We start from the raw sequence: 19,812 nt of genomic DNA, 5'->3' as shown, positions 1-19,812 counted from the left end.
TCAGCCTCCGGCAATCGCTTGAAACAGCAAAATGTCATCGCCATTCAGTAACAAATGGTGATCCCAGTTATCACGGGGAATGATGGTTTGATTGATAGCCAGCGCGGTGCCCGGCTGGTCATAACCCAATTGGCTTAGCATGGAATTGACCGTCAGGTTAGCTTCCAACTCGATGAGTTCATCATTGATCGAGACTTTCACTGGGCTTCTCCACAGATTTGGCAATGACAGGCTTTGCTTAAGCGTAGAGTGCTCCAGCTTTGCTGTTTTCCATCAAATAAGCGCAGTTTCCCGCTCAGCGCCGATGGCATTCCCGCCAGCATTTTTATCGCTTCTAATGCTTGCAGGGTGCCGATGACGCCGACAACTGGGCCAAGGACGCCAGCAGTGCGACAATTTCTTTGCTGCGTTTCTTTTCCGGGATAAAGGCAGGCGTAGCAGCCGTTGGCGTAAGGCGGTTCGATAATCAGTAATTGGCCGCTGAATCCGACTGCGCTGCCGCTAATCAAGGGTTTTCCAGCTTGTACGCAGGCAGCGTTGACTTGATGGCGGGTTGCCATGTTATCGCAGCAATCCAGCACCAGATCAGCGGCGGCAACGGCGTCAGCCAGATCGCTACCGGCTAAACGTCTATCAAGGCTGATAGTTTCAATTTGCGGATTAAGATTCTGTAAACGACGCTGAGCTAACTGAGCTTTGCTCTGGCCGATATCGGTGGTGCAATAAAGAACCTGCCGCTGTAGGTTACTGATATCCAATGTATCGTCATCGGCTAGCCACAGTTTCCCAACTCCCGCAGCGGCTAAATACAGCGCGGCCGGAGAGCCAAGGCCGCCCAGACCGACAATCAGCACGCTAGACTGCTTGAACTTCTGCTGTCCCTCCGGGCCGATATCTTCCAACAATAATTGGCGGCTATAGCGCAGGAAATCCTGATCGTTCAACTGTTCATAAGGCATGAATTGTCTCCTTACCTTCAACCAAACGCAGTAATTCCGCGGTTGTGTGCTGCCAATTTTCCGCACGAGTAATGGCACTGACCACAGCTACGCTACCCACGCCGCTGGCGACTACCTGCGGCACGCGCTCCATAGTGATGCCACCAATGGCAACCGTAGGGAAATCGGAGGTTTTGGCGACCTGACGGGTTAACGCCGCGACTCCCTGAGGAGAAGACGGCATGTGCTTGGTTTCGGTTGGGAAAATGTGTCCCAAAGCGATATAAGACGGGCGCAGTTCCCGCGCTAGCGCCAGTTCTTGCTCATCATGAGTAGACACGCCGAGGCGTAAACCGGCGCGTTGAATGGCCGGTAAATCGGCGATTTCCAGATCTTCCTGTCCCAGATGAACGCCGTAAGCACCGTATTTGATGGCTAACTGCCAGTAATCGTTGATGAATAGCCGAGCCTGATAGCGCTTACCTAAGGCAATTGCGGCGGCAATATCATCCTCGACCTGCATGTCCGTTGCGTCTTTGATACGCAGTTGCAGCGTAGTAACGCCAGCTTCCAGCATGCGCTCGATCCATTCCAGTGAATCCACCACTGGATAAAGTCCTAGCCGATTTTCGGTAGTAGCAAAAGGTGCGTCAGGCTTGTTCATCATTGACCTCTACCTGACGAATGCTGGCGCTGTGATATAACTCGCTGCCACGAGAACGGAATTCGGCGGACATTTGTTCCATGCCGGATTGCTGGGTTTCCAATGAGGGTTGGATCTGGATTTTTTGGGCCTCTGCCTCCTGCGCTGCCGCGTAGTCGCGCACTTCCTGGGAGATCTTCATCGAACAGAATTTCGGCCCGCACATGGAACAGAAGTGAGCCACTTTGCCAGACTCCTGCGGCAGGGTTTCATCGTGATAAGCGCGTGCGGTTTCAGGATCTAACGCTAGATTGAACTGATCTTCCCAACGGAATTCAAAACGCGCTTTGGACATAGCGTTATCGCGAATTTGTGCACCGGGATGCCCCTTGGCCAGATCCGCAGCGTGAGCGGCGATTTTGTAGGTAATAAGTCCTTGTTTAACATCTTCTTTGTTTGGCAGACCCAGATGTTCTTTCGGCGTGACGTAACACAGCATGGCGCAGCCAAACCAGCCGATCATAGCGGCACCAATGCCGGAAGTGAAATGATCGTAACCCGGTGCGATATCGGTGGTTAGCGGCCCCAGCGTATAGAATGGCGCTTCGTGGCAATGTTCCAGTTCTTCTGTCATATTGCGGCGGATCATTTGCATTGGTACGTGGCCGGGACCTTCGATCATCACCTGCACGTCGTATTCCCAGGCGATCTTGGTTAACTCGCCCAAAGTATGCAATTCGGCAAATTGCGCTTCATCATTGGCATCTTGAATAGAACCGGGGCGCAGGCCGTCACCCAGTGATAATGAAACGTCGTAAGCGGCGCAGATTTGGCAGATTTCGCGGAAATGCTGATACAGGAAGTTTTCCTGATGATGGGATAGACACCATTTGGCCATGATCGAACCGCCGCGGGAGACGATGCCGGTCAGGCGTTTGGCGGTCATTGGTACGTAACGCAGCAGTACGCCTGCGTGAATGGTGAAGTAATCCACTCCTTGCTCGGCTTGTTCCAGCAAAGTGTCGCGAAACATTTCCCAGGTCAGGTTTTCCGCCACGCCGTTCACTTTTTCCAGCGCCTGGTAGATAGGTACAGTCCCGATCGGCACCGGGCTATTACGCAAAATCCATTCGCGGGTTTCGTGAATATAGCGGCCGGTGGACAAGTCCATGACGGTATCCGCGCCCCAGCGGGTGGACCAGACCAGCTTTTCCACTTCTTCTTCGATAGAGGAGGTCACTGCGGAATTACCGATATTGGCATTCACTTTTACTAGGAAATTCCGGCCAATAATCATCGGCTCAGATTCTGGATGGTTAATATTGGCGGGGATAATGGCGCGGCCAGCGGCGACTTCCTGACGAACAAATTCCGGCGTAATATTTTCCGGTAAATGGGCACCAAAGGCTTGTCCCGGGTGCTGGTGGCGTAACACTTCGCCGCGAATACGTTCACGACCCATGTTTTCCCGAATAGCGATAAATTCCATTTCCGGCGTGACGATACCCGCTCTGGCGTAGTGCAGTTGGGTTACGCATTTGCCCGCAATCGCCTTTTTAGGGCGTGGCAAATGTTCGAAACGTAAATGATCCAAACCTTCATCCGCTAAACGCTGCTGAGTGAAACCGGAGCTTACGCCCTCCAGCATTTCGGTATCCTGACGATCGGCGATCCAGCTATCGCGCAGTTTCGGTAATCCTGCGTGAACATCTAGTTTGGCCTGAGGATCGCCGTAGGGACCCGCGGTGTCATAGACTGGAATCGCTTCGTTATCTTCATAGCGAGGATCGTCTTTGCCGCCGCCGATTAAGGTTGGGCTGAGCTGAATCTCACGCATCGGCACCTGAATGTCCGATCTTGAGCCTTGCAGGTAGATCCGTTGAGAATTAGGGAAGCTAACGCCTTGTAGCGTATTGATAAACTGTTGGGCATCTTCACGTTGTTCTTTGCGTGGACGGGCTTTGGGTTTGGCTGATGCAGCCAATGGAGAAGCATGAGTATTATTAGACATAGCAAATTCCTACCAGTGTGGTTTATTGGGAAAATTGCTTGTCTGGAGCTTGGCGGGAGTAACGATGTTAGCCAGGTGCGACGGAGCTCATCCATTAAAGGTGAAAGCCGTGCGATAGCGATAAATTACTCTTGTTCCCTTCGCGGGTACTAACCCGATCAGGTTCCGCGGATCCCGAATTAACGGTCTCAGCCTGCGCGTTGCTTGGATAAAAAGCCTGCGCTAGGCACTCCGACAAGAAGCCTCAGTATAGGAGAGAGAATAAAAACTACAAGTATGTCTTATAAGCTATTTTATTTGTCGTTTTGAATTTGGGCTGTGATCCAAATGCTCGCGACTCAGTGTAAGCTCAAGTTTGCGTAATAGATCCGCGCGAATAATGGCGTTAATTCTTCGGATCTTCGGTGGCCGCAGGGTGAGCGGCTTCCCAGGATTCGGCGGCCAGTTGGATCAATTTGTCTTCCAGAGTAAAACGAGCGTCAAGCGCTTCGCCGATGTCCGATAATGCCTGATGGAATTCGAAGCAGCTATCCTGATCGATCTCATTGTCGGTATAGCGATCGTGGAAAGCCATGATAGTTTGAGTATTATCTTTTAGCGCCGGATAGAACTTGGTTGCCAGCGCCATTTTTGGGCTAGAGGCACCTTCTGCCTGTTTGATTATTCGGTCGTAAATATGGAAGTGGCCGGAGGAGAGGTAATCCACCAAATTATGGCAAAAGTTCTCCAGCGCTTTTTGATTGAGCGGGGTATGCTTTTCCTTTAGCGGTTTAATACCGATCACGGTGCAATACGAGACTAACAGTTCTTTGCGTGCATGAAGCCATTGATCAATTAATTCATTACTGCCGCCAACGCGTTGAGTCAGGCTTTCCAGTCGGTTGAGCATGATTGACTCCGTGAGTAAGAAAAAGTAACGGTAGGTTACAAAAATGTAACAAGCCAGATTCTAGATTGCCAGTGAAGTCGAGGTTGTGCAACAACGATATGGAACTACAACTTACAGGTGAGGAACATGGCTGGTGGATCGTTAGCCATGAGAACAAATTGTGGCTGCCCAAAGGGGAATTACCCTACGGTAGCGCGGCACTTTGGTCATTACAGGGAAAAACGGCCCGACAGATCGGCGAATGGCAAGGGCAGGCGGTTTGGTTAATTCGCCAACTGATGTCCAGCGAAATGGGATCGGTGCGTCAGTTACTGGATGTCGATCGCGGTTTATTCCAGTTGGCTGGTCGTGGCGTGCAATTGGCGGAGTTTTACCGATCTCACCGTTTTTGCGGTTACTGCGGTCATCAAATGCATGCCAGCCGCACCGAATGGGCCTGTCTGTGCAACCATTGCCGTGAACGTTATTATCCGCAAATCGCGCCCTGCGTAATCGTAGCGATTCGGCGCGGCGAAGAAATTTTGCTGGCTCAGCATGTGCGTCATCGTGGCGGCATTCATACGGTATTAGCAGGTTTTGTCGAAGTGGGCGAAACGCTGGAACAGGCGACCGCCCGCGAAGTGATGGAAGAAAGCAATATTCGTATTAAAAATCTACACTACGTGACCTCGCAGCCCTGGCCGTTCCCGCATTCATTGATGATTGCTTTTATGGCGGAGTATGACAGCGGCGAATTGCGCCACGATCCAAAAGAATTGCTCAACGCCAATTGGTATCGTTACGATCAACTGCCGCTGTTGCCGCCGCCCGGTACTGTAGCCCGCCGTTTAATCGAAGATACCGTGGCATTGTGCCGCACCGAACAGGACAGCTAAATCAGGCATGCTACAATAGCGCCAGATCATTAAGGGAGCCCCATATGAATGAGTTGAAGAACGATCGTTATCTGCGCGCCTTACTTCGTCAGCCCGTAGATGTTACCCCAGTATGGATGATGCGGCAGGCGGGGCGTTATTTGCCAGAATACAAGGCGACCCGTGCGCAGGCCGGGGATTTTATGGCGCTGTGTAAGAACGCAGAGTTAGCCTGTGAAGTCACTTTGCAGCCTTTGCGTCGCTATCCGCTGGACGCGGCGATCCTATTCTCCGATATTCTGACCATTCCTGACGCAATGGGATTGGGGCTTTATTTTGAAACGGGCGAAGGCCCGCGTTTTCAATCACCGATTACTTGTCGTGCTGACGTCGAAAAACTGCCAATACCGGACCCAGAGCAAGAACTGGGCTATGTGATGAACGCAGTACGCACCATTCGCCGCGAGCTGGCAGGGCAAGTGCCGCTGATCGGTTTCTCTGGTAGCCCGTGGACGCTGGCGACCTATATGGTCGAAGGTGGTAGCAGCAAAGCCTTTACCAAGCTGAAAAAAATGATGTATGCCGAACCGGCTACGTTGCATCTGCTGCTGGATAAATTGGCCGATAGCGTGATTTTGTATCTGAATGCGCAAATTAAAGCCGGTGCGCAGTCGGTGATGGTGTTTGATACTTGGGGCGGCGTATTGACTGGCCGTGACTACCTCGAATTCTCCCTGCAATATATGCACAAAATTGTCGCCGGTTTGATCCGCGAGAACGACGGCCGTCGTGTGCCAGTCACTCTCTTCACCAAAGGAGGCGGACAGTGGCTGGAAGCAATGGCGGCAACCGGTTGTGATGCATTAGGGTTGGATTGGACTCTGGATATCGCTGAAGCACGTCGTCGCGTGGGCGATAAAGTGGCTCTACAAGGCAATATGGATCCCTCGGTGTTGTATGCGCCAGCAGCACGTATTCAGCAGGAGGTAAGCTCGATTCTGGCTGGCTTTGGGCATGGCGAAGGCCACGTGTTCAATCTGGGCCACGGTATCCATCAGGATGTGCCGCCAGAGCATGCGGGCGTATTCGTTGAAGCGGTACACAACCTGTCGCGCCAATATCATGTTTAAACCAAGATCGCGTATAAATTAATATTACGTATCGATAAAACCACGTCTAAGCGGAGGAAACAGGGTGGATACTCAGGGATTGCGTCAGGAACAACGACAGCGAGCCGCGGAAATTATCCTCCATGACGATCCTGACTTCAGGGTGCCACAATGGATTGCCGGTGCCGACGTCGGTTTTGAGCAACAGGGGACGGTAACGCGAGCGGCTATCGCCATTCTACGTTATCCCTCCCTTGAGTTAGTGGAATATCAAATAGCCAGAGTTGCCACTTCCTTGCCCTATATTCCGGGTTTGCTTTCTTTTCGTGAGTATCCCGCGTTGATGGCGGCCTGGGCGCAGTTACAGCATCGGCCCGATTTAGTGCTGGTGGACGGGCAGGGTGTTGCGCATCCACGTCGATTAGGCGTAGCCAGCCATTTTGGCCTGCTGGCGGATGTACCAACCATTGGCGTGGCGAAAAGTCGCCTGTGCGGTCAGTTTTCCCCTTTAGAAAACAATACCTTGCAACCATTGATTGATGGGGATGAACCATTGGGCTGGGTATGGCGGAGTAAACCGCGCTGTAATCCGCTGTTTATTTCGCCAGGGCACCGTATCAGTATGGATAGCGCATTGGTTTGGGTTCAAAACTGTATGCGGGGTTACCGTTTACCGGAGCCAACACGTTGGGCTGATGCTATCGCGTCGAATCGACCTGCTTTTCAGCGTTGGCTGGCAATAGCGACAAAAGGTTAAAAAAACTCGCCGGATTCGTTGTCAGATATCAGTCCGGCGTGAAATATTACCAAACCACATCACCGTCGTTGGCGTAAATCCGACAGGCTTTTAGCGTATTGTTATTACAAAGCTCCAGCGCATCTTCCAGTACGTTATTTTGTCTATTAAACCAGCCCCAGCTATCGCCATCTTCACTCAATGCAAAAGCCCGTGGCGACTTTGCATCTAAAAACTGTTTATAAGCCTCTTGTCCACTTTCTTTATTGCGTTCGCTAAAAGGAACACTTTCGACGTCATTGATACTGGCGAAACCGCTGGCTTCGGTTCGGCTGGGCGCAGTGATGTCTGTGACAATCGCCGTTGGTAAACCCAATTCGGTCAAAAATAGCTCCACGGGAGGCCACCAGAACTGGACTCCATCCTGCCACTGGAAAAAAGCATGGCCTTCATTGGCAAAGGGCTTTAACGCAACAAAACGTGGCATTACTTCATGAGCACCATTAGTTTTTAACCAATTCTCCCGATATGACTCAAACATGGCCCTACCCAGCTCAATTGAGAATAACGAGTCATTTTCCGTATAAACCCATAACGAGGGAAGGGAAGAGTGTCCTGCCTGCTGCATAGTTGCCCTCAAGGGTGTTTTCCAGTCGCAGTCAGGCCATTTATAACCGCCCGCCATATTAATCAGGCCTTTCACGCCCTGCATCTCCTGTTCTCCGGCCTTCATTGTGATAAGTCCTCCTACGGAGTGACCGGCAATAATGATTTTCTCATTATCCACATAGGGCAACTGGCGGGCATGGCTTAGAGTGGCATTCAGTTCTTGCAGCGAACGGGAAGCGTAGCTATCAGGTTGGCAGGGCACAATGTCAAAAGGTCCTTCAGAACCACCAAATCCGAAACGCTGTGGCGCCATCACCACGTAGCCGCGTTTCACAAACTCGCGAGCCGCAACGTGAAAGCGCGTGCGCTCATTTTGGTTTCCGTCAGGATCAATTCCGTGATTGAGAATAACCAGCGGAAAAGGGCCATTTCCCGCCGGTTGGTACAGATTAATCCGGATTGTGAATGTTTTCCCCGATGAGGCCTCAATAACAGATTGATAAACTATAGTTTCACGTAATACCTTATCGAGAAGATCGGCAGAAAGCGCTGTCTCAGCGAAGAATAGAAGACTAAATATCCATTTATTTTTTAATAATGCTCGTATCATTGGGTCACTCCGGTTCCGTTGGCATTGACCTGCTTAATAGCAAGAAGATGTTTTGCTGTGATCGATCAGGCGGTTTTCATCTTGCGCTGATTATGAATCTGGCTTGATTTGATACCGTGTTGGCGTGATTGGAAGTGGGACGAAGCAGGTGTAGGTATATTTATTTTCTAGTAAATAATTAGCTTTGTACCAATTAGTCACCTTGGCAGATTAACATGAAGGACGATTGGCATTTCTGAAATTATCTTATTTAGCACCGAGCGAGGCGGTTTTTCTCTCATAGGTATATGATTTAATTTCGGGTACACTGCCGCGCAGATAATGAAGAATGAGATCTGATCATGTTACGTAACCCAATCCATTTACGTCTCGAAAAGCTGGAAAGCTGGCAACATCTGACTTTCATGGCGTGCTTATGTGAGCGTATGTATCCGAATTACCAGAAATTTTGCCTGGAAACCGAATTTGGCGATCCGGCGGTTTATCGACGTATTCTGGATTTGATCTGGGAAACGCTGGTGGTAAAAGACGCCAAAGTGAACTTCGATAGCCAACTGGAAAAGCTCGAAGAAGCGATTCCTTCCGCTGACGATTACGCCATTTACGGCGTGTATCCAGCCATTGATGCCTGCATTGCATTAGGTGAGGCCATTCACTCGCGTTTAAGCGGTGAAACTCTGGAACATGCTATTGCTATCAGCGAGACGTCAATTCGCACCGTTGCCATGCTGGAAATGACTCAGGCTGGCAAAGAAATGACCGACGAAGAACTGAAAGTTTTACCGGCGGTTGAAGAAGAATGGGACATCCAATGGGAGATTTTCCGCCTGTTGGCCGACTGTGAAGAACGCGATTTAGATCTGATCAAAGGGTTACGATCTGACCTGCGGGAAGCCGCTGTGAGTAACATTGGCATAAATTTAACGCAATAAGGCAAGAAAACGTGATTTAACGCCTGATTTGTCGTGCCTTAAGGCTTCACATCTGCCCCCTGTCTGTTCTACATTTGGGGGGCGAAAAAAAGTGGCTATCGGTGCGTGTATGCAGGAGAGTGCTGTCATTCGGCATATCCGTCGCACTCGATGCTTTGCAAACGATAAACACACTGTAAGGATAACTTATGAATAAGACTCAACTGATTGACGTAATCGCGGACAAAGCGGACCTTTCCAAAACCCAAGCTAAAGCTGCTTTGGAGTCCACTCTGGCTGCCATTACCGAGTCTCTGAAAGAAGGCGAGCAAGTACAATTGGTTGGTTTCGGTACTTTCAAAGTGAATCATCGTAACGAACGCACTGGCCGCAACCCACAGACCGGTAAAGAAATCAAAATTGCTGCAGCTAACGTTCCTGCGTTCGTTTCTGGCAAAGCACTGAAAGACTCTGTTAAATAATAGTGTGTCAGTGAAAATAATAAGCAGAGGGGTGGCAAAGCCCCTTTTGTTTATGCGGCGGGTGCTGATGACCTTGGGTTTTGCCATTGGTCTCAGCGCCTGTAGCAGCCATTCCGATTCCCCCCAGTTCAGTGCCAGCGGTTACATTGCCGATAGCGGTGTAGTTCGCATCTGGCGTCAGGATGATTCTCAGCAACATCCCCAAGTGATTATGAGCGTTTACAGCCCTTACCAGGGCGGTGTCACTCGCGTGGCCTTCTATGAATATCAGCACGGAATTCTGCGCCAAATTCGGCGAAACGATATCGGCCAAAATCCAGAAACCATCCAACTTCGTTTTGATGAACAGGGTGCGGTGAGTTTTATGCAGCGCCAACTGGCCTCGCGCCGCGAGCTGCTGACGGCGGATGAGATCGCTTTTCATCAGTTTGAAGCCAAACGTATTCTGGAACTGAGTACCACTCTACGTGCCGGTAATGTGGATCTGATTCAAGGTCGCTTGCAAAATGGCGTGCTGACGAGCTGTAGCGGCAGCGTTCAGCGGCCTAAGTTTGAAGACTATGCGCAGGCGTGGCTGGCTAAACGGGCGAGTAATACGCAGCAACCACTCGGTGTCGCCTGGTTGAATGCGCCGGAAGGGCAAGAGTTGTTGTTAGTAGCAAATGAAGATTTTTGTCGTTGGGAGCCAGAGCCCGGCAGTTTGTAGCGTTAATACCGCGTTATTTAGCATGCTTGTATCGAAATGGATGTTTGTAGCCTGGACTGAAGAAGAGGGCGCAGGCGTTGCGCCCTCTGGAATACCAGATTATTTACCGCGAGCGATAGCGCGATAGCCGATATCTTTCCGGCAGAAACTACCTTCCCAATGAATGTCTGAAGCCAACTGATATGCCCGCTGCTGTGCATCCGCGACGTCTTTGCCTAAAGCGGTCACGCAGAGCACTCGGCCACCGTTGGTCACCACGTCATTATTGCCAGCTAGGCGGGTTCCAGCGTGGAACACCTTTTCACCTGCGATTTCCTGCTGTGGCAACCCGTGAATGACATCTCCCTGACGATATTCGGCAGGGTAGCCGCCCGCAGCCAGCACCACGCCTAATGACGGTCGTTCATCCCAATCGGAGGTTTTCTGATTCAGCTTGCCTTGAGCGCCAGCCAGACAAAGCTCGACCAAGTCAGAACGCATCCGCAGCATGATCGGCTGAGTTTCCGGATCGCCAAAGCGGCAGTTGAACTCAATCACTTTAGGTTGACCCTCTGCAGAAATCATCAGGCCAGCATAGAGGAAACCGGTATACACATTGCCTTCCGCCGCCATACCGCGCACCGTTGGCCAGATAATCTGATCCATCACTCGTTGGTGAATTTCATCGGTTACTACCGGAGCCGGTGAATAAGCGCCCATACCGCCGGTATTCGGGCCGGTATCGCCATCGCCAACTCGCTTGTGATCCTGACTGGTTGCCATCGGCAATACGTTTTCACCATCGACCATGACGATAAAGCTGGCTTCTTCGCCATCGAGGAATTCTTCCACCACGATACGATGACCCGCATCGCCAAAAGCGTTGCCTGCCAGCATGTCGTGAACGGCGGTTTCCGCTTCTTCGAGCGTCATCGCTACGATCACGCCCTTACCCGCGGCCAAACCGTCAGCTTTGATGACGATAGGTGCGCCTATCTTACGAACGTAGGCCAAGGCCGGTTCGATTTCGGTGAAGTTTTGGTAAAACGCCGTCGGAATATCATGACGGGCTAGGAAGTCTTTGGTGAAGGCTTTAGAGCCTTCCAATTGCGCCGCAGCCTGAGTTGGGCCAAAGATAGTCAAACCCGCTTCCCGGAAAGCATCCACCACGCCAATCACCAGCGGAGCTTCCGGGCCAACGATGGTCAGACCGATATCGTGGCTTTTAGCGAAAGCGACCAGGCTGGCGATATCCGTTGCGGCTATATCAACGTTTTCCAGTCGCGGTTCCAGCGCGGTACCGGCGTTACCCGGGGCCACATAGATTTTATCCGCCAGAGGTGACTGCGCGGCTTTCCAGCCCAAAGCGTGTTCGCGACCGCCGTTACCAATAATCAAAATATTCATCGGGATAACTCCGTGAGGTTAATTAATGACGGAAATGGCGCATATCGGTGAAGATCATGGCAATGCCATGTTCATCTGCCGCTGCAATCACTTCGTCGTCGCGGATCGAACCGCCCGGTTGGATCACACAGGTAATACCCACGGCGGCGGCAGCGTCAATACCGTCACGGAACGGGAAGAAGGCATCGGACGCCATGGCGGAACCGGCCACCTGCAAGCCTTCGTCTGCGGCTTTGATCCCGGCGATCTTGGCGGAGTAGACGCGGCTCATCTGGCCTGCGCCTATACCGATGGTCATGTTATCGCGAGCATAGACAATGGCATTGGATTTAACGAACTTCGCAACTTTCCAGCAGAATAATGCGTCACGCAGCTCCTGAGCCGTTGGCTGACGTTTGGACACTACGCGAAGATCCGCTTCAGTCACCATCCCTAAATCACGATCTTGCACCAGCAAACCGCCGTTGACGCGTTTGAAATCCAGACCGACAGATCGTCCTTGCCACTGACCGCAGGTGAGAACGCGCACATTCTGCTTGGTTGCTAATAGTTTCAGGGCATCCGCGCTAACGCTTGGGGAGATAATCACTTCGACAAACTGACGGCTGATAATAGCCTGAGCGGTTTCGGCATCCAGTTCGCGGTTAAAGGCGATAATGCCGCCGAACGCGGAAGTCGGATCGGTTTTATATGCGTTGTTGTAGGCTGCCAGAATGGAATCCCCGATAGCAACGCCACATGGATTTGCGTGTTTGACGATGACACAGGCTGGCTCGCTGAATTCTTTCACGCATTCCAGCGCGGCATCGGTGTCGGCTATGTTGTTATAAGAAAGCGCTTTGCCCTGCCGTTGCTCTGCGGTAGCAACGGAAGCTTCTTTCACTTCCTCTTCTATATAGAAGGCGGCCTGCTGGTGGCTGTTTTCACCGTAGCGCATATCCTGTTTCTTTATATAGTTAAGATTCAGGGTCCGTGGGAAGCGGCCAGCAGGCTGCTCGGTATCGCCGTGATAGGCAGGAACCATAGAGCCAAAGTAGTTGGCGATCATGCTGTCGTAGGCGGCAGTATGCTCAAACGCCTTAATAGCAAGGTTGAAGCGAGTTGGGTAAGTCAGGGAACCGTCGTTGTTATCCAGCTCGGTGATAATTGCCGCGTAGTCGCTGCTCTTCACTACGATGGCCACGTCTTTGTGGTTCTTGGCGGCGGAGCGCACCATGGTTGGGCCGCCGATATCGATATTCTCAACGGCGTCCTCTAAGGAGCAATCCGGTCGAGCAACGGTTTGGGCAAAAGGATACAGATTTACTACGACCATATCGATCGGCTGAATATCATGTTCTGCCATGATGGCATCGTCCTGATCGCGACGACCGAGAATACCGCCGTGAATTTTAGGATGCAGGGTTTTAACACGGCCATCCATCATTTCCGGGAAACCGGTGTAATCAGAAACTTCGGTAACCGGCAGGCCTGCGTCGGCTAGCAGGCGCGCGGTGCCGCCGGTGGAGAGCAATTCGATGCCACGCTGAGAAAGCGCTTCGGCGAATTCAATGATACCTGCTTTATCAGACACACTAAGCAGAGCACGGCGGATTGGACGGCGTTGTTGCATGGTTTTATCCCTTGGCTTTGGAATCGCAGTTTTTCATTCGCTATAAATAGAGCGTTACGTGAATCTCTACCTTGCACTTCTATCTATATAGAAAGGAACAGATTCAGATAACGTCCCGAAATGGGTTTTCTGCCGGGTACAAAGGAGTGGAATTGCGTGAAAAGTAGAAAAACACACCTAATTTCAGCTCCGCTTGCATCCTTTTGCCAATAATCGATCCGCGGGGACAATATTTTATGAATATCGACACGCATTTTCGACGCGGGGAATTGTAGCGAAAACGATTGCGTGATGCTCGTCAATTTTCAGTTCAGATTGCATCTGTGGATAAGTTTGTGCACAACAAGGTATAAAGCGGGGTTTTGCTGTGGAATGCAGCAAACGATCATTTTAATTGAAATTAGCAGTTGCGGCCTGCGCGGAACTCCCTATAATGCGCATCCATCGAGACGGCACACAGCGAATCAAGTAACTGAGTGGCCGGCAAAGAGAACAGAGAAATTCAACGAAATAAGTAGTTGACTCTGAGTGAGGAAAGCGTAATATGCGCACCTCGAGTTACCCACCGAAAGGTTGCTAACTCACTGCTCTTTAACAATTTATCAGACAATCTGTGTGGGCACTCGCAAGGCGATATCAAAGCCTGTTTCGGCAGGCAGAAGAAATATCAAGTCTTGAAGAGTGACCAAAGCAGTAAACATTTGAACTTCGGTTCGAATGCATATTTGCAGAAAGTAATCTTTGAGCATCGCTACTTCGGTAGCAAATCAAACAAATCTTAAATTGAAGAGTTTGATCATGGCTCAGATTGAACGCTGGCGGCAGGCCTAACACATGCAAGTCGAGCGGCAGCGGAAAGTAGCTTGCTACTTTGCCGGCGAGCGGCGGACGGGTGAGTAATGTCTGGGAAACTGCCTGATGGAGGGGGATAACTACTGGAAACGGTAGCTAATACCGCATAACCTCGCAAGAGCAAAGTGGGGGACCTTAGGGCCTCACGCCATCGGATGTGCCCAGATGGGATTAGCTAGTAGGTGGGGTAATGGCTCACCTAGGCGACGATCCCTAGCTGGTCTGAGAGGATGACCAGCCACACTGGAACTGAGACACGGTCCAGACTCCTACGGGAGGCAGCAGTGGGGAATATTGCACAATGGGCGCAAGCCTGATGCAGCCATGCCGCGTGTGTGAAGAAGGCCTTCGGGTTGTAAAGCACTTTCAGCGAGGAGGAAGGCATTTCACCTAATACGTGAAGTGATTGACGTTACTCGCAGAAGAAGCACCGGCTAACTCCGTGCCAGCAGCCGCGGTAATACGGAGGGTGCAAGCGTTAATCGGAATTACTGGGCGTAAAGCGCACGCAGGCGGTTTGTTAAGTCAGATGTGAAATCCCCGAGCTTAACTTGGGAACTGCATTTGAAACTGGCAAGCTAGAGTCTTGTAGAGGGGGGTAGAATTCCAGGTGTAGCGGTGAAATGCGTAGAGATCTGGAGGAATACCGGTGGCGAAGGCGGCCCCCTGGACAAAGACTGGCGCTCAGGTGCGAAAGCGTGGGGAGCAAACAGGATTAGATACCCTGGTAGTCCACGCTGTAAACGATGTCGACTTGGAGGTTGTGCCCTTGAGGCGTGGCTTCCGGAGCTAACGCGTTAAGTCGACCGCCTGGGGAGTACGGCCGCAAGGTTAAAACTCAAATGAATTGACGGGGGCCCGCACAAGCGGTGGAGCATGTGGTTTAATTCGATGCAACGCGAAGAACCTTACCTACTCTTGACATCCACAGAACGTAGCAGAGATGCTTCGGTGCCTTCGGGAACTGTGAGACAGGTGCTGCATGGCTGTCGTCAGCTCGTGTTGTGAAATGTTGGGTTAAGTCCCGCAACGAGCGCAACCCTTATCCTTTGTTGCCAGCACGTCATGGTGGGAACTCAAGGGAGACTGCCGGTGATAAACCGGAGGAAGGTGGGGATGACGTCAAGTCATCATGGCCCTTACGAGTAGGGCTACACACGTGCTACAATGGCAGATACAAAGTGAAGCGAACTCGCGAGAGCAAGCGGACCACATAAAGTCTGTCGTAGTCCGGATTGGAGTCTGCAACTCGACTCCATGAAGTCGGAATCGCTAGTAATCGTAGATCAGAATGCTACGGTGAATACGTTCCCGGGCCTTGTACACACCGCCCGTCACACCATGGGAGTGGGTTGCAAAAGAAGTAGGTAGCTTAACCTTCGGGAGGGCGCTTACCACTTTGTGATTCATGACTGGGGTGAAGTCGTAACAAGGTAACCGTAGGGGAACCTGCGGTTGGATCACCTCCTTACCTAATGATACGCATTGCGTAGTGTCCACACAGATTGTCTGATAATAGTAATGAGCAAGAGCACCTGTTGATGTCGTGAGTTTCGACTCATGATGACACGAGAAACGATTAAGTTTTTGATTTAGTCGGAATTTCCTGTGTCCCCATCGTCTAGAGGCCTAGGACACCGCCCTTTCACGGCGGTAACAGGGGTTCGAATCCCCTTGGGGACGCCATCCGATAATGAGTGAAAGACATTATCAACTGAATATCTTAAAGATGACTTTAACGAGTCGTGTTTAAGATATTGCTCTTTAACAATCTGGAACAAGCTGAAAATTGAAACACTGCAGCTAAAACTTGTCTCTCCGTAGATTTACCGAGACAAGGAGTCACCTGCAGGTAGAGTCTCTCAATAATCGCAGCACGATGATGTCGAAAGACACCTTCGGGTTGTGAGGTTAAGCGACTAAGCGTACACGGTGGATGCCTAGGCAGTCAGAGGCGATGAAGGGCGTGCTAATCTGCGAAAAGCGTCGGTAAGCTGATATGAAGCGTTACAACCGACGATACCCGAATGGGGAAACCCAGTGCAATTCGTTGCACTATCGTTAGATGAATACATAGTCTAACGAGGCGAACCGGGGGAACTGAAACATCTAAGTACCCCGAGGAAAAGAAATCAACCGAGATTCCCCTAGTAGCGGCGAGCGAACGGGGAGGAGCCCAGAGTCTGAATCAGTTTGTGTGTTAGTGGAAGCGTCTGGAAAGTCGCATGGTACAGGGTGATAGTCCCGTACACAAAAATGCACATGCTGTGAACTCGATGAGTAGGGCGGGACACGTGACATCCTGTCTGAATATGGGGGGACCATCCTCCAAGGCTAAATACTCCTGACTGACCGATAGTGAACCAGTACCGTGAGGGAAAGGCGAAAAGAACCCCGGCGAGGGGAGTGAAATAGAACCTGAAACCGTGTACGTACAAGCAGTGGGAGCACCTTCGTGGTGTGACTGCGTACCTTTTGTATAATGGGTCAGCGACTTATATTTTGTAGCAAGGTTAACCGTATAGGGGAGCCGTAGGGAAACCGAGTCTTAACTGGGCGTCTAGTTGCAAGGTATAGACCCGAAACCCGGTGATCTAGCCATGGGCAGGTTGAAGGTTGGGTAACACTAACTGGAGGACCGAACCGACTAATGTTGAAAAATTAGCGGATGACTTGTGGCTGGGGGTGAAAGGCCAATCAAACCGGGAGATAGCTGGTTCTCCCCGAAAGCTATTTAGGTAGCGCCTCGTGAACTCATCTTCGGGGGTAGAGCACTGTTTCGGCTAGGGGTCCATCCCGGATTACCAAACCGATGCAAACTCCGAATACCGAAGAATGTTATCACGGGAGACACACGGCGGGTGCTAACGTCCGTCGTGAAGAGGGAAACAACCCAGACCGCCAGCTAAGGTCCCAAAGTCATGGTTAAGTGGGAAACGATGTGGGAAGGCATAGACAGCCAGGATGTTGGCTTAGAAGCAGCCATCATTTAAAGAAAGCGTAATAGCTCACTGGTCGAGTCGGCCTGCGCGGAAGATGTAACGGGGCTAAACCATGCACCGAAGCTGCGGCAGCGACACTTAGGTGTTGTTGGGTAGGGGAGCGTTCTGTAAGCCGTTGAAGGTAGTCTGTGAGGACTGCTGGAGGTATCAGAAGTGCGAATGCTGACATAAGTAACGATAATGCGGGTGAAAAACCCGCACGCCGGAAGACCAAGGGTTCCTGTCCAACGTTAATCGGGGCAGGGTGAGTCGACCCCTAAGGCGAGGCTGAAAAGCGTAGTCGATGGGAAACAGGTTAATATTCCTGTACTTGGTGTTACTGCGAAGGGGGGACGGAGAAGGCTAGGCTAGCCGGGCGACGGTTGTCCCGGTTTAAGCGTGTAGGGGGGTATTCCTGGTAAATCCGGAAAACCATCAACCCTGAGGCGTGATGACGATGCACTACGGTGCAGAAGTAGTTGATGCCAAGCTTCCAGGAAAAGCCTCTAAGCATCAGGTAACATTAAATCGTACCCCAAACCGACACAGGTGGTCAGGTAGAGAATACTCAGGCGCTTGAGAGAACTCGGGTGAAGGAACTAGGCAAAATGGTGCCGTAACTTCGGGAGAAGGCACGCTGGCGCTAGGTGAAGAGACTTGCTCTCGGAGCTGAAGCCAGTCGCAGATACCAGCTGGCTGCAACTGTTTAATAAAAACACAGCACTGTGCAAACACGAAAGTGGACGTATACGGTGTGACGCCTGCCCGGTGCTGGAAGGTTAATTGATGGGGTCAGCCGCAAGGCGAAGCTCTTGATCGAAGCCCCAGTAAACGGCGGCCGTAACTATAACGGTCCTAAGGTAGCGAAATTCCTTGTCGGGTAAGTTCCGACCTGCACGAATGGCGTAATGATGGCCAGGCTGTCTCCACCCGAGACTCAGTGAAATTGAACTCGCTGTGAAGATGCAGTGTACCCGCGGCAAGACGGAAAGACCCCGTGAACCTTTACTATAGCTTGACACTGAACATTGAGCCTTGATGTGTAGGATAGGTGGGAGGCATCGAAGCGTGGACGCCAGTCTGCGTGGAGCCAACCTTGAAATACCACCCTTTAATGTTTGATGTTCTAACTCGGCCCCATAATCTGGGGTGAGGACAGTGTCTGGTGGGTAGTTTGACTGGGGCGGTCTCCTCCCAAAGAGTAACGGAGGAGCACGAAGGTTAGCTAATCACGGTCGGACATCGTGAGGTTAGTGCAAAGGCATAAGCTAGCTTGACTGCGAGAGTGACGGCTCGAGCAGGTACGAAAGTAGGTCTTAGTGATCCGGTGGTTCTGAATGGAAGGGCCATCGCTCAACGGATAAAAGGTACTCCGGGGATAACAGGCTGATACCGCCCAAGAGTTCATATCGACGGCGGTGTTTGGCACCTCGATGTCGGCTCATCACATCCTGGGGCTGAAGTAGGTCCCAAGGGTATGGCTGTTCGCCATTTAAAGTGGTACGCGAGCTGGGTTTAGAACGTCGTGAGACAGTTCGGTCCCTATCTGCCGTGGGCGTTGGAAGATTGAGAGGGGCTGCTCCTAGTACGAGAGGACCGGAGTGGACGCATCACTGGTGTTCGGGTTGTCATGCCAATGGCATTGCCCGGTAGCTAAATGCGGAAAAGATAAGCGCTGAAAGCATCTAAGCGCGAAACTTGCCTCAAGATGAGTCTTCCCTGGGGCTTTAAGCCCCCTGAAGGAACGTTAAAGACTATGACGTTGATAGGCTGGGTGTGTAAGTGCAGCGATGCATTGAGCTAACCAGTACTAATGATCCGTGAGGCTTAACCTTACAACACCGAAGGTGTTTTAGAGAGCGTTTTGATTTTCAGCATTGTTAACAGATTGGATTGACTGGCTGTGTGGTGTAAATCACGTGGCGGGTTGATTGAAACAGAATTTGCCTGGCGGCAATAGCGCGGTGGTCCCACCTGATCCCATGCCGAACTCAGAAGTGAAACGCCGTAGCGCCGATGGTAGTGTGGGGTCTCCCCATGCGAGAGTAGGACACTGCCAGGCATCAAACACAAGTTATCAGAGTGACATCTGGTGGCTAAACAGCAAGGACATGCTGGCCCTAACGGGAATATATACGGAAGTATAAGTAACAGAATCGGTGGAGCGGTAGTTCAGTTGGTTAGAATACCTGCCTGTCACGCAGGGGGTCGCGGGTTCGAGCCCCGTCCGTTCCGCCACTTATTGCATAACCCTGAATCTTTGATTCAGGGTTTTTTGCATTTTAATCTTTAGAATTTTTCGCTCAGATAAGCAGAGCGGGTAAATACTAATCATCAATACTATCTCTATCTCTATCCCTATCCCTATCCCTATCCCTATATTCTTATCTTTTTGATTTCATTTAATGGATTCTCAACACCTTATAGCCAATCACTTAGTCATAAACCTCTTACAATTGCTTGCCGTAGCTCGGTTGTTTTCT

The 19,812-nt window shown here is 51.1% G+C and carries 14 protein-coding genes, 2 tRNA genes, 3 rRNA genes and 1 riboswitch; of the genes, 11 read left to right on the top strand and 8 right to left on the bottom strand.

Going from position 1 to position 19,812, the window contains the following annotated elements; translation table 11 throughout:
- From thiS to PL78_RS06860, 5 genes are all read right to left on the bottom strand, one after another.
- Positions 1-201 (bottom strand): sulfur carrier protein ThiS, encoded by a 201-nt coding sequence (gene thiS / locus PL78_RS06880; protein ID WP_064514240.1) that lies wholly within the window; start codon positions 199-201, stop codon positions 1-3.
- Positions 198-959 (bottom strand): HesA/MoeB/ThiF family protein, encoded by a 762-nt coding sequence (locus PL78_RS06875; protein ID WP_064514238.1) that lies wholly within the window; start codon positions 957-959, stop codon positions 198-200. Before PL78_RS06875 ends, thiS begins: the two co-directional genes overlap by 4 nt.
- The gene (gene thiE / locus PL78_RS06870; protein ID WP_084414301.1) at positions 949-1,605 is read right to left on the bottom strand and encodes a thiamine phosphate synthase; all 657 of its coding nucleotides are present in this window, start codon (positions 1,603-1,605) and stop codon (positions 949-951) included. The genes PL78_RS06875 and thiE overlap by 11 nt, the downstream gene beginning before the upstream one ends.
- Positions 1,589-3,592, bottom strand: a complete 2,004-nt coding sequence (gene thiC / locus PL78_RS06865) for a phosphomethylpyrimidine synthase ThiC (RefSeq protein ID WP_064514236.1) — start codon at positions 3,590-3,592, stop codon at positions 1,589-1,591. The genes thiE and thiC overlap by 17 nt, the downstream gene beginning before the upstream one ends.
- Before the next feature lie 118 nt (positions 3,593-3,710).
- A riboswitch (TPP riboswitch) is annotated at positions 3,711-3,836 on the bottom strand.
- Positions 3,837-3,977: 141 nt separating this feature from the next.
- The gene (locus PL78_RS06860) at positions 3,978-4,481 is read right to left on the bottom strand and encodes an Rsd/AlgQ family anti-sigma factor (RefSeq protein ID WP_064514234.1); all 504 of its coding nucleotides are present in this window, start codon (positions 4,479-4,481) and stop codon (positions 3,978-3,980) included.
- Between the two features lie 98 nt (positions 4,482-4,579).
- Here PL78_RS06860 and nudC point away from each other — a divergent pair, with 98 nt between their 5' ends.
- The 3 genes from nudC to nfi all read left to right on the top strand — a co-directional run bounded on the left by nudC (position 4,580) and on the right by nfi (position 7,201).
- Positions 4,580-5,356: an NAD(+) diphosphatase gene (gene nudC, locus PL78_RS06855; RefSeq protein ID WP_064514232.1), complete on the top strand. Its 777-nt coding sequence runs from the start codon at positions 4,580-4,582 to the stop codon at positions 5,354-5,356.
- Between the two features lie 44 nt (positions 5,357-5,400).
- Positions 5,401-6,465: a uroporphyrinogen decarboxylase gene (hemE, locus tag PL78_RS06850; protein ID WP_064514230.1), complete on the top strand. Its 1,065-nt coding sequence runs from the start codon at positions 5,401-5,403 to the stop codon at positions 6,463-6,465.
- A gap of 64 nt (positions 6,466-6,529) precedes the next feature.
- Positions 6,530-7,201: a deoxyribonuclease V gene (gene nfi / locus PL78_RS06845; RefSeq protein WP_064514228.1), complete on the top strand. Its 672-nt coding sequence runs from the start codon at positions 6,530-6,532 to the stop codon at positions 7,199-7,201.
- A 46-nt stretch (positions 7,202-7,247) separates the two neighbouring features.
- Here nfi and PL78_RS06840 read toward each other — a convergent pair whose 3' ends face one another.
- Positions 7,248-8,399, bottom strand: coding sequence for a dienelactone hydrolase family protein (locus PL78_RS06840; protein WP_064514226.1), 1,152 nt, complete (start codon positions 8,397-8,399; stop codon positions 7,248-7,250).
- A gap of 341 nt (positions 8,400-8,740) precedes the next feature.
- Between PL78_RS06840 and PL78_RS06835 the strand changes: the two genes are divergently transcribed.
- The 3 genes from PL78_RS06835 (at position 8,741) to PL78_RS06825 (ending at position 10,498) form a co-directional block, all read left to right on the top strand.
- On the top strand, positions 8,741-9,331 hold the full coding sequence (locus PL78_RS06835; protein WP_049602187.1) for a YjaG family protein: 591 nt from the start codon (positions 8,741-8,743) through the stop codon (positions 9,329-9,331).
- 188 nt (positions 9,332-9,519) lie between these two features.
- On the top strand, positions 9,520-9,792 hold the full coding sequence (hupA, locus tag PL78_RS06830; RefSeq protein ID WP_049602190.1) for a nucleoid-associated protein HU-alpha: 273 nt from the start codon (positions 9,520-9,522) through the stop codon (positions 9,790-9,792).
- 52 nt (positions 9,793-9,844) lie between these two features.
- Positions 9,845-10,498, top strand: a complete 654-nt coding sequence (locus PL78_RS06825; RefSeq protein WP_064514224.1) for a DUF1481 domain-containing protein — start codon at positions 9,845-9,847, stop codon at positions 10,496-10,498.
- Positions 10,499-10,597: 99 nt separating this feature from the next.
- Here the strand turns inward: PL78_RS06825 and purD are convergent, their stop codons facing one another.
- On the bottom strand, positions 10,598-11,884 hold the full coding sequence (gene purD, locus PL78_RS06820) for a phosphoribosylamine--glycine ligase (RefSeq protein ID WP_064514222.1): 1,287 nt from the start codon (positions 11,882-11,884) through the stop codon (positions 10,598-10,600).
- A 22-nt stretch (positions 11,885-11,906) separates the two neighbouring features.
- Positions 11,907-13,496 (bottom strand): bifunctional phosphoribosylaminoimidazolecarboxamide formyltransferase/IMP cyclohydrolase, encoded by a 1,590-nt coding sequence (gene purH, locus PL78_RS06815; RefSeq protein WP_064514220.1) that lies wholly within the window; start codon positions 13,494-13,496, stop codon positions 11,907-11,909.
- 780 nt (positions 13,497-14,276) lie between these two features.
- On the opposite strand from purH, the gene PL78_RS06810 reads away from it, so the two are divergent.
- From PL78_RS06810 to PL78_RS06790, 5 genes are all read left to right on the top strand, one after another.
- Positions 14,277-15,819 (top strand): 16S ribosomal RNA (locus PL78_RS06810).
- Between the two features lie 139 nt (positions 15,820-15,958).
- Positions 15,959-16,034, top strand: a tRNA-Glu gene (locus PL78_RS06805).
- Between the two features lie 223 nt (positions 16,035-16,257).
- A 23S ribosomal RNA gene (locus PL78_RS06800) occupies positions 16,258-19,164 on the top strand.
- 111 nt (positions 19,165-19,275) lie between these two features.
- Positions 19,276-19,391, top strand: a 5S ribosomal RNA gene (gene rrf / locus PL78_RS06795).
- Together the 16S, 23S and 5S rRNA genes with 2 tRNA genes alongside form the textbook arrangement of a ribosomal RNA operon.
- A gap of 99 nt (positions 19,392-19,490) precedes the next feature.
- Positions 19,491-19,567: transfer RNA gene (locus PL78_RS06790), tRNA-Asp, on the top strand.
- Positions 19,568-19,812 lie beyond the last annotated feature (245 nt).

This window comes from Yersinia entomophaga, from assembly GCF_001656035.1.
Classification (GTDB): Bacteria; Pseudomonadota; Gammaproteobacteria; order Enterobacterales; family Enterobacteriaceae; genus Yersinia; species Yersinia entomophaga.
The sequence above is the reverse complement of the archived record's forward strand: the minus strand, read 5'-3'. Positions and strand labels throughout refer to the sequence as shown.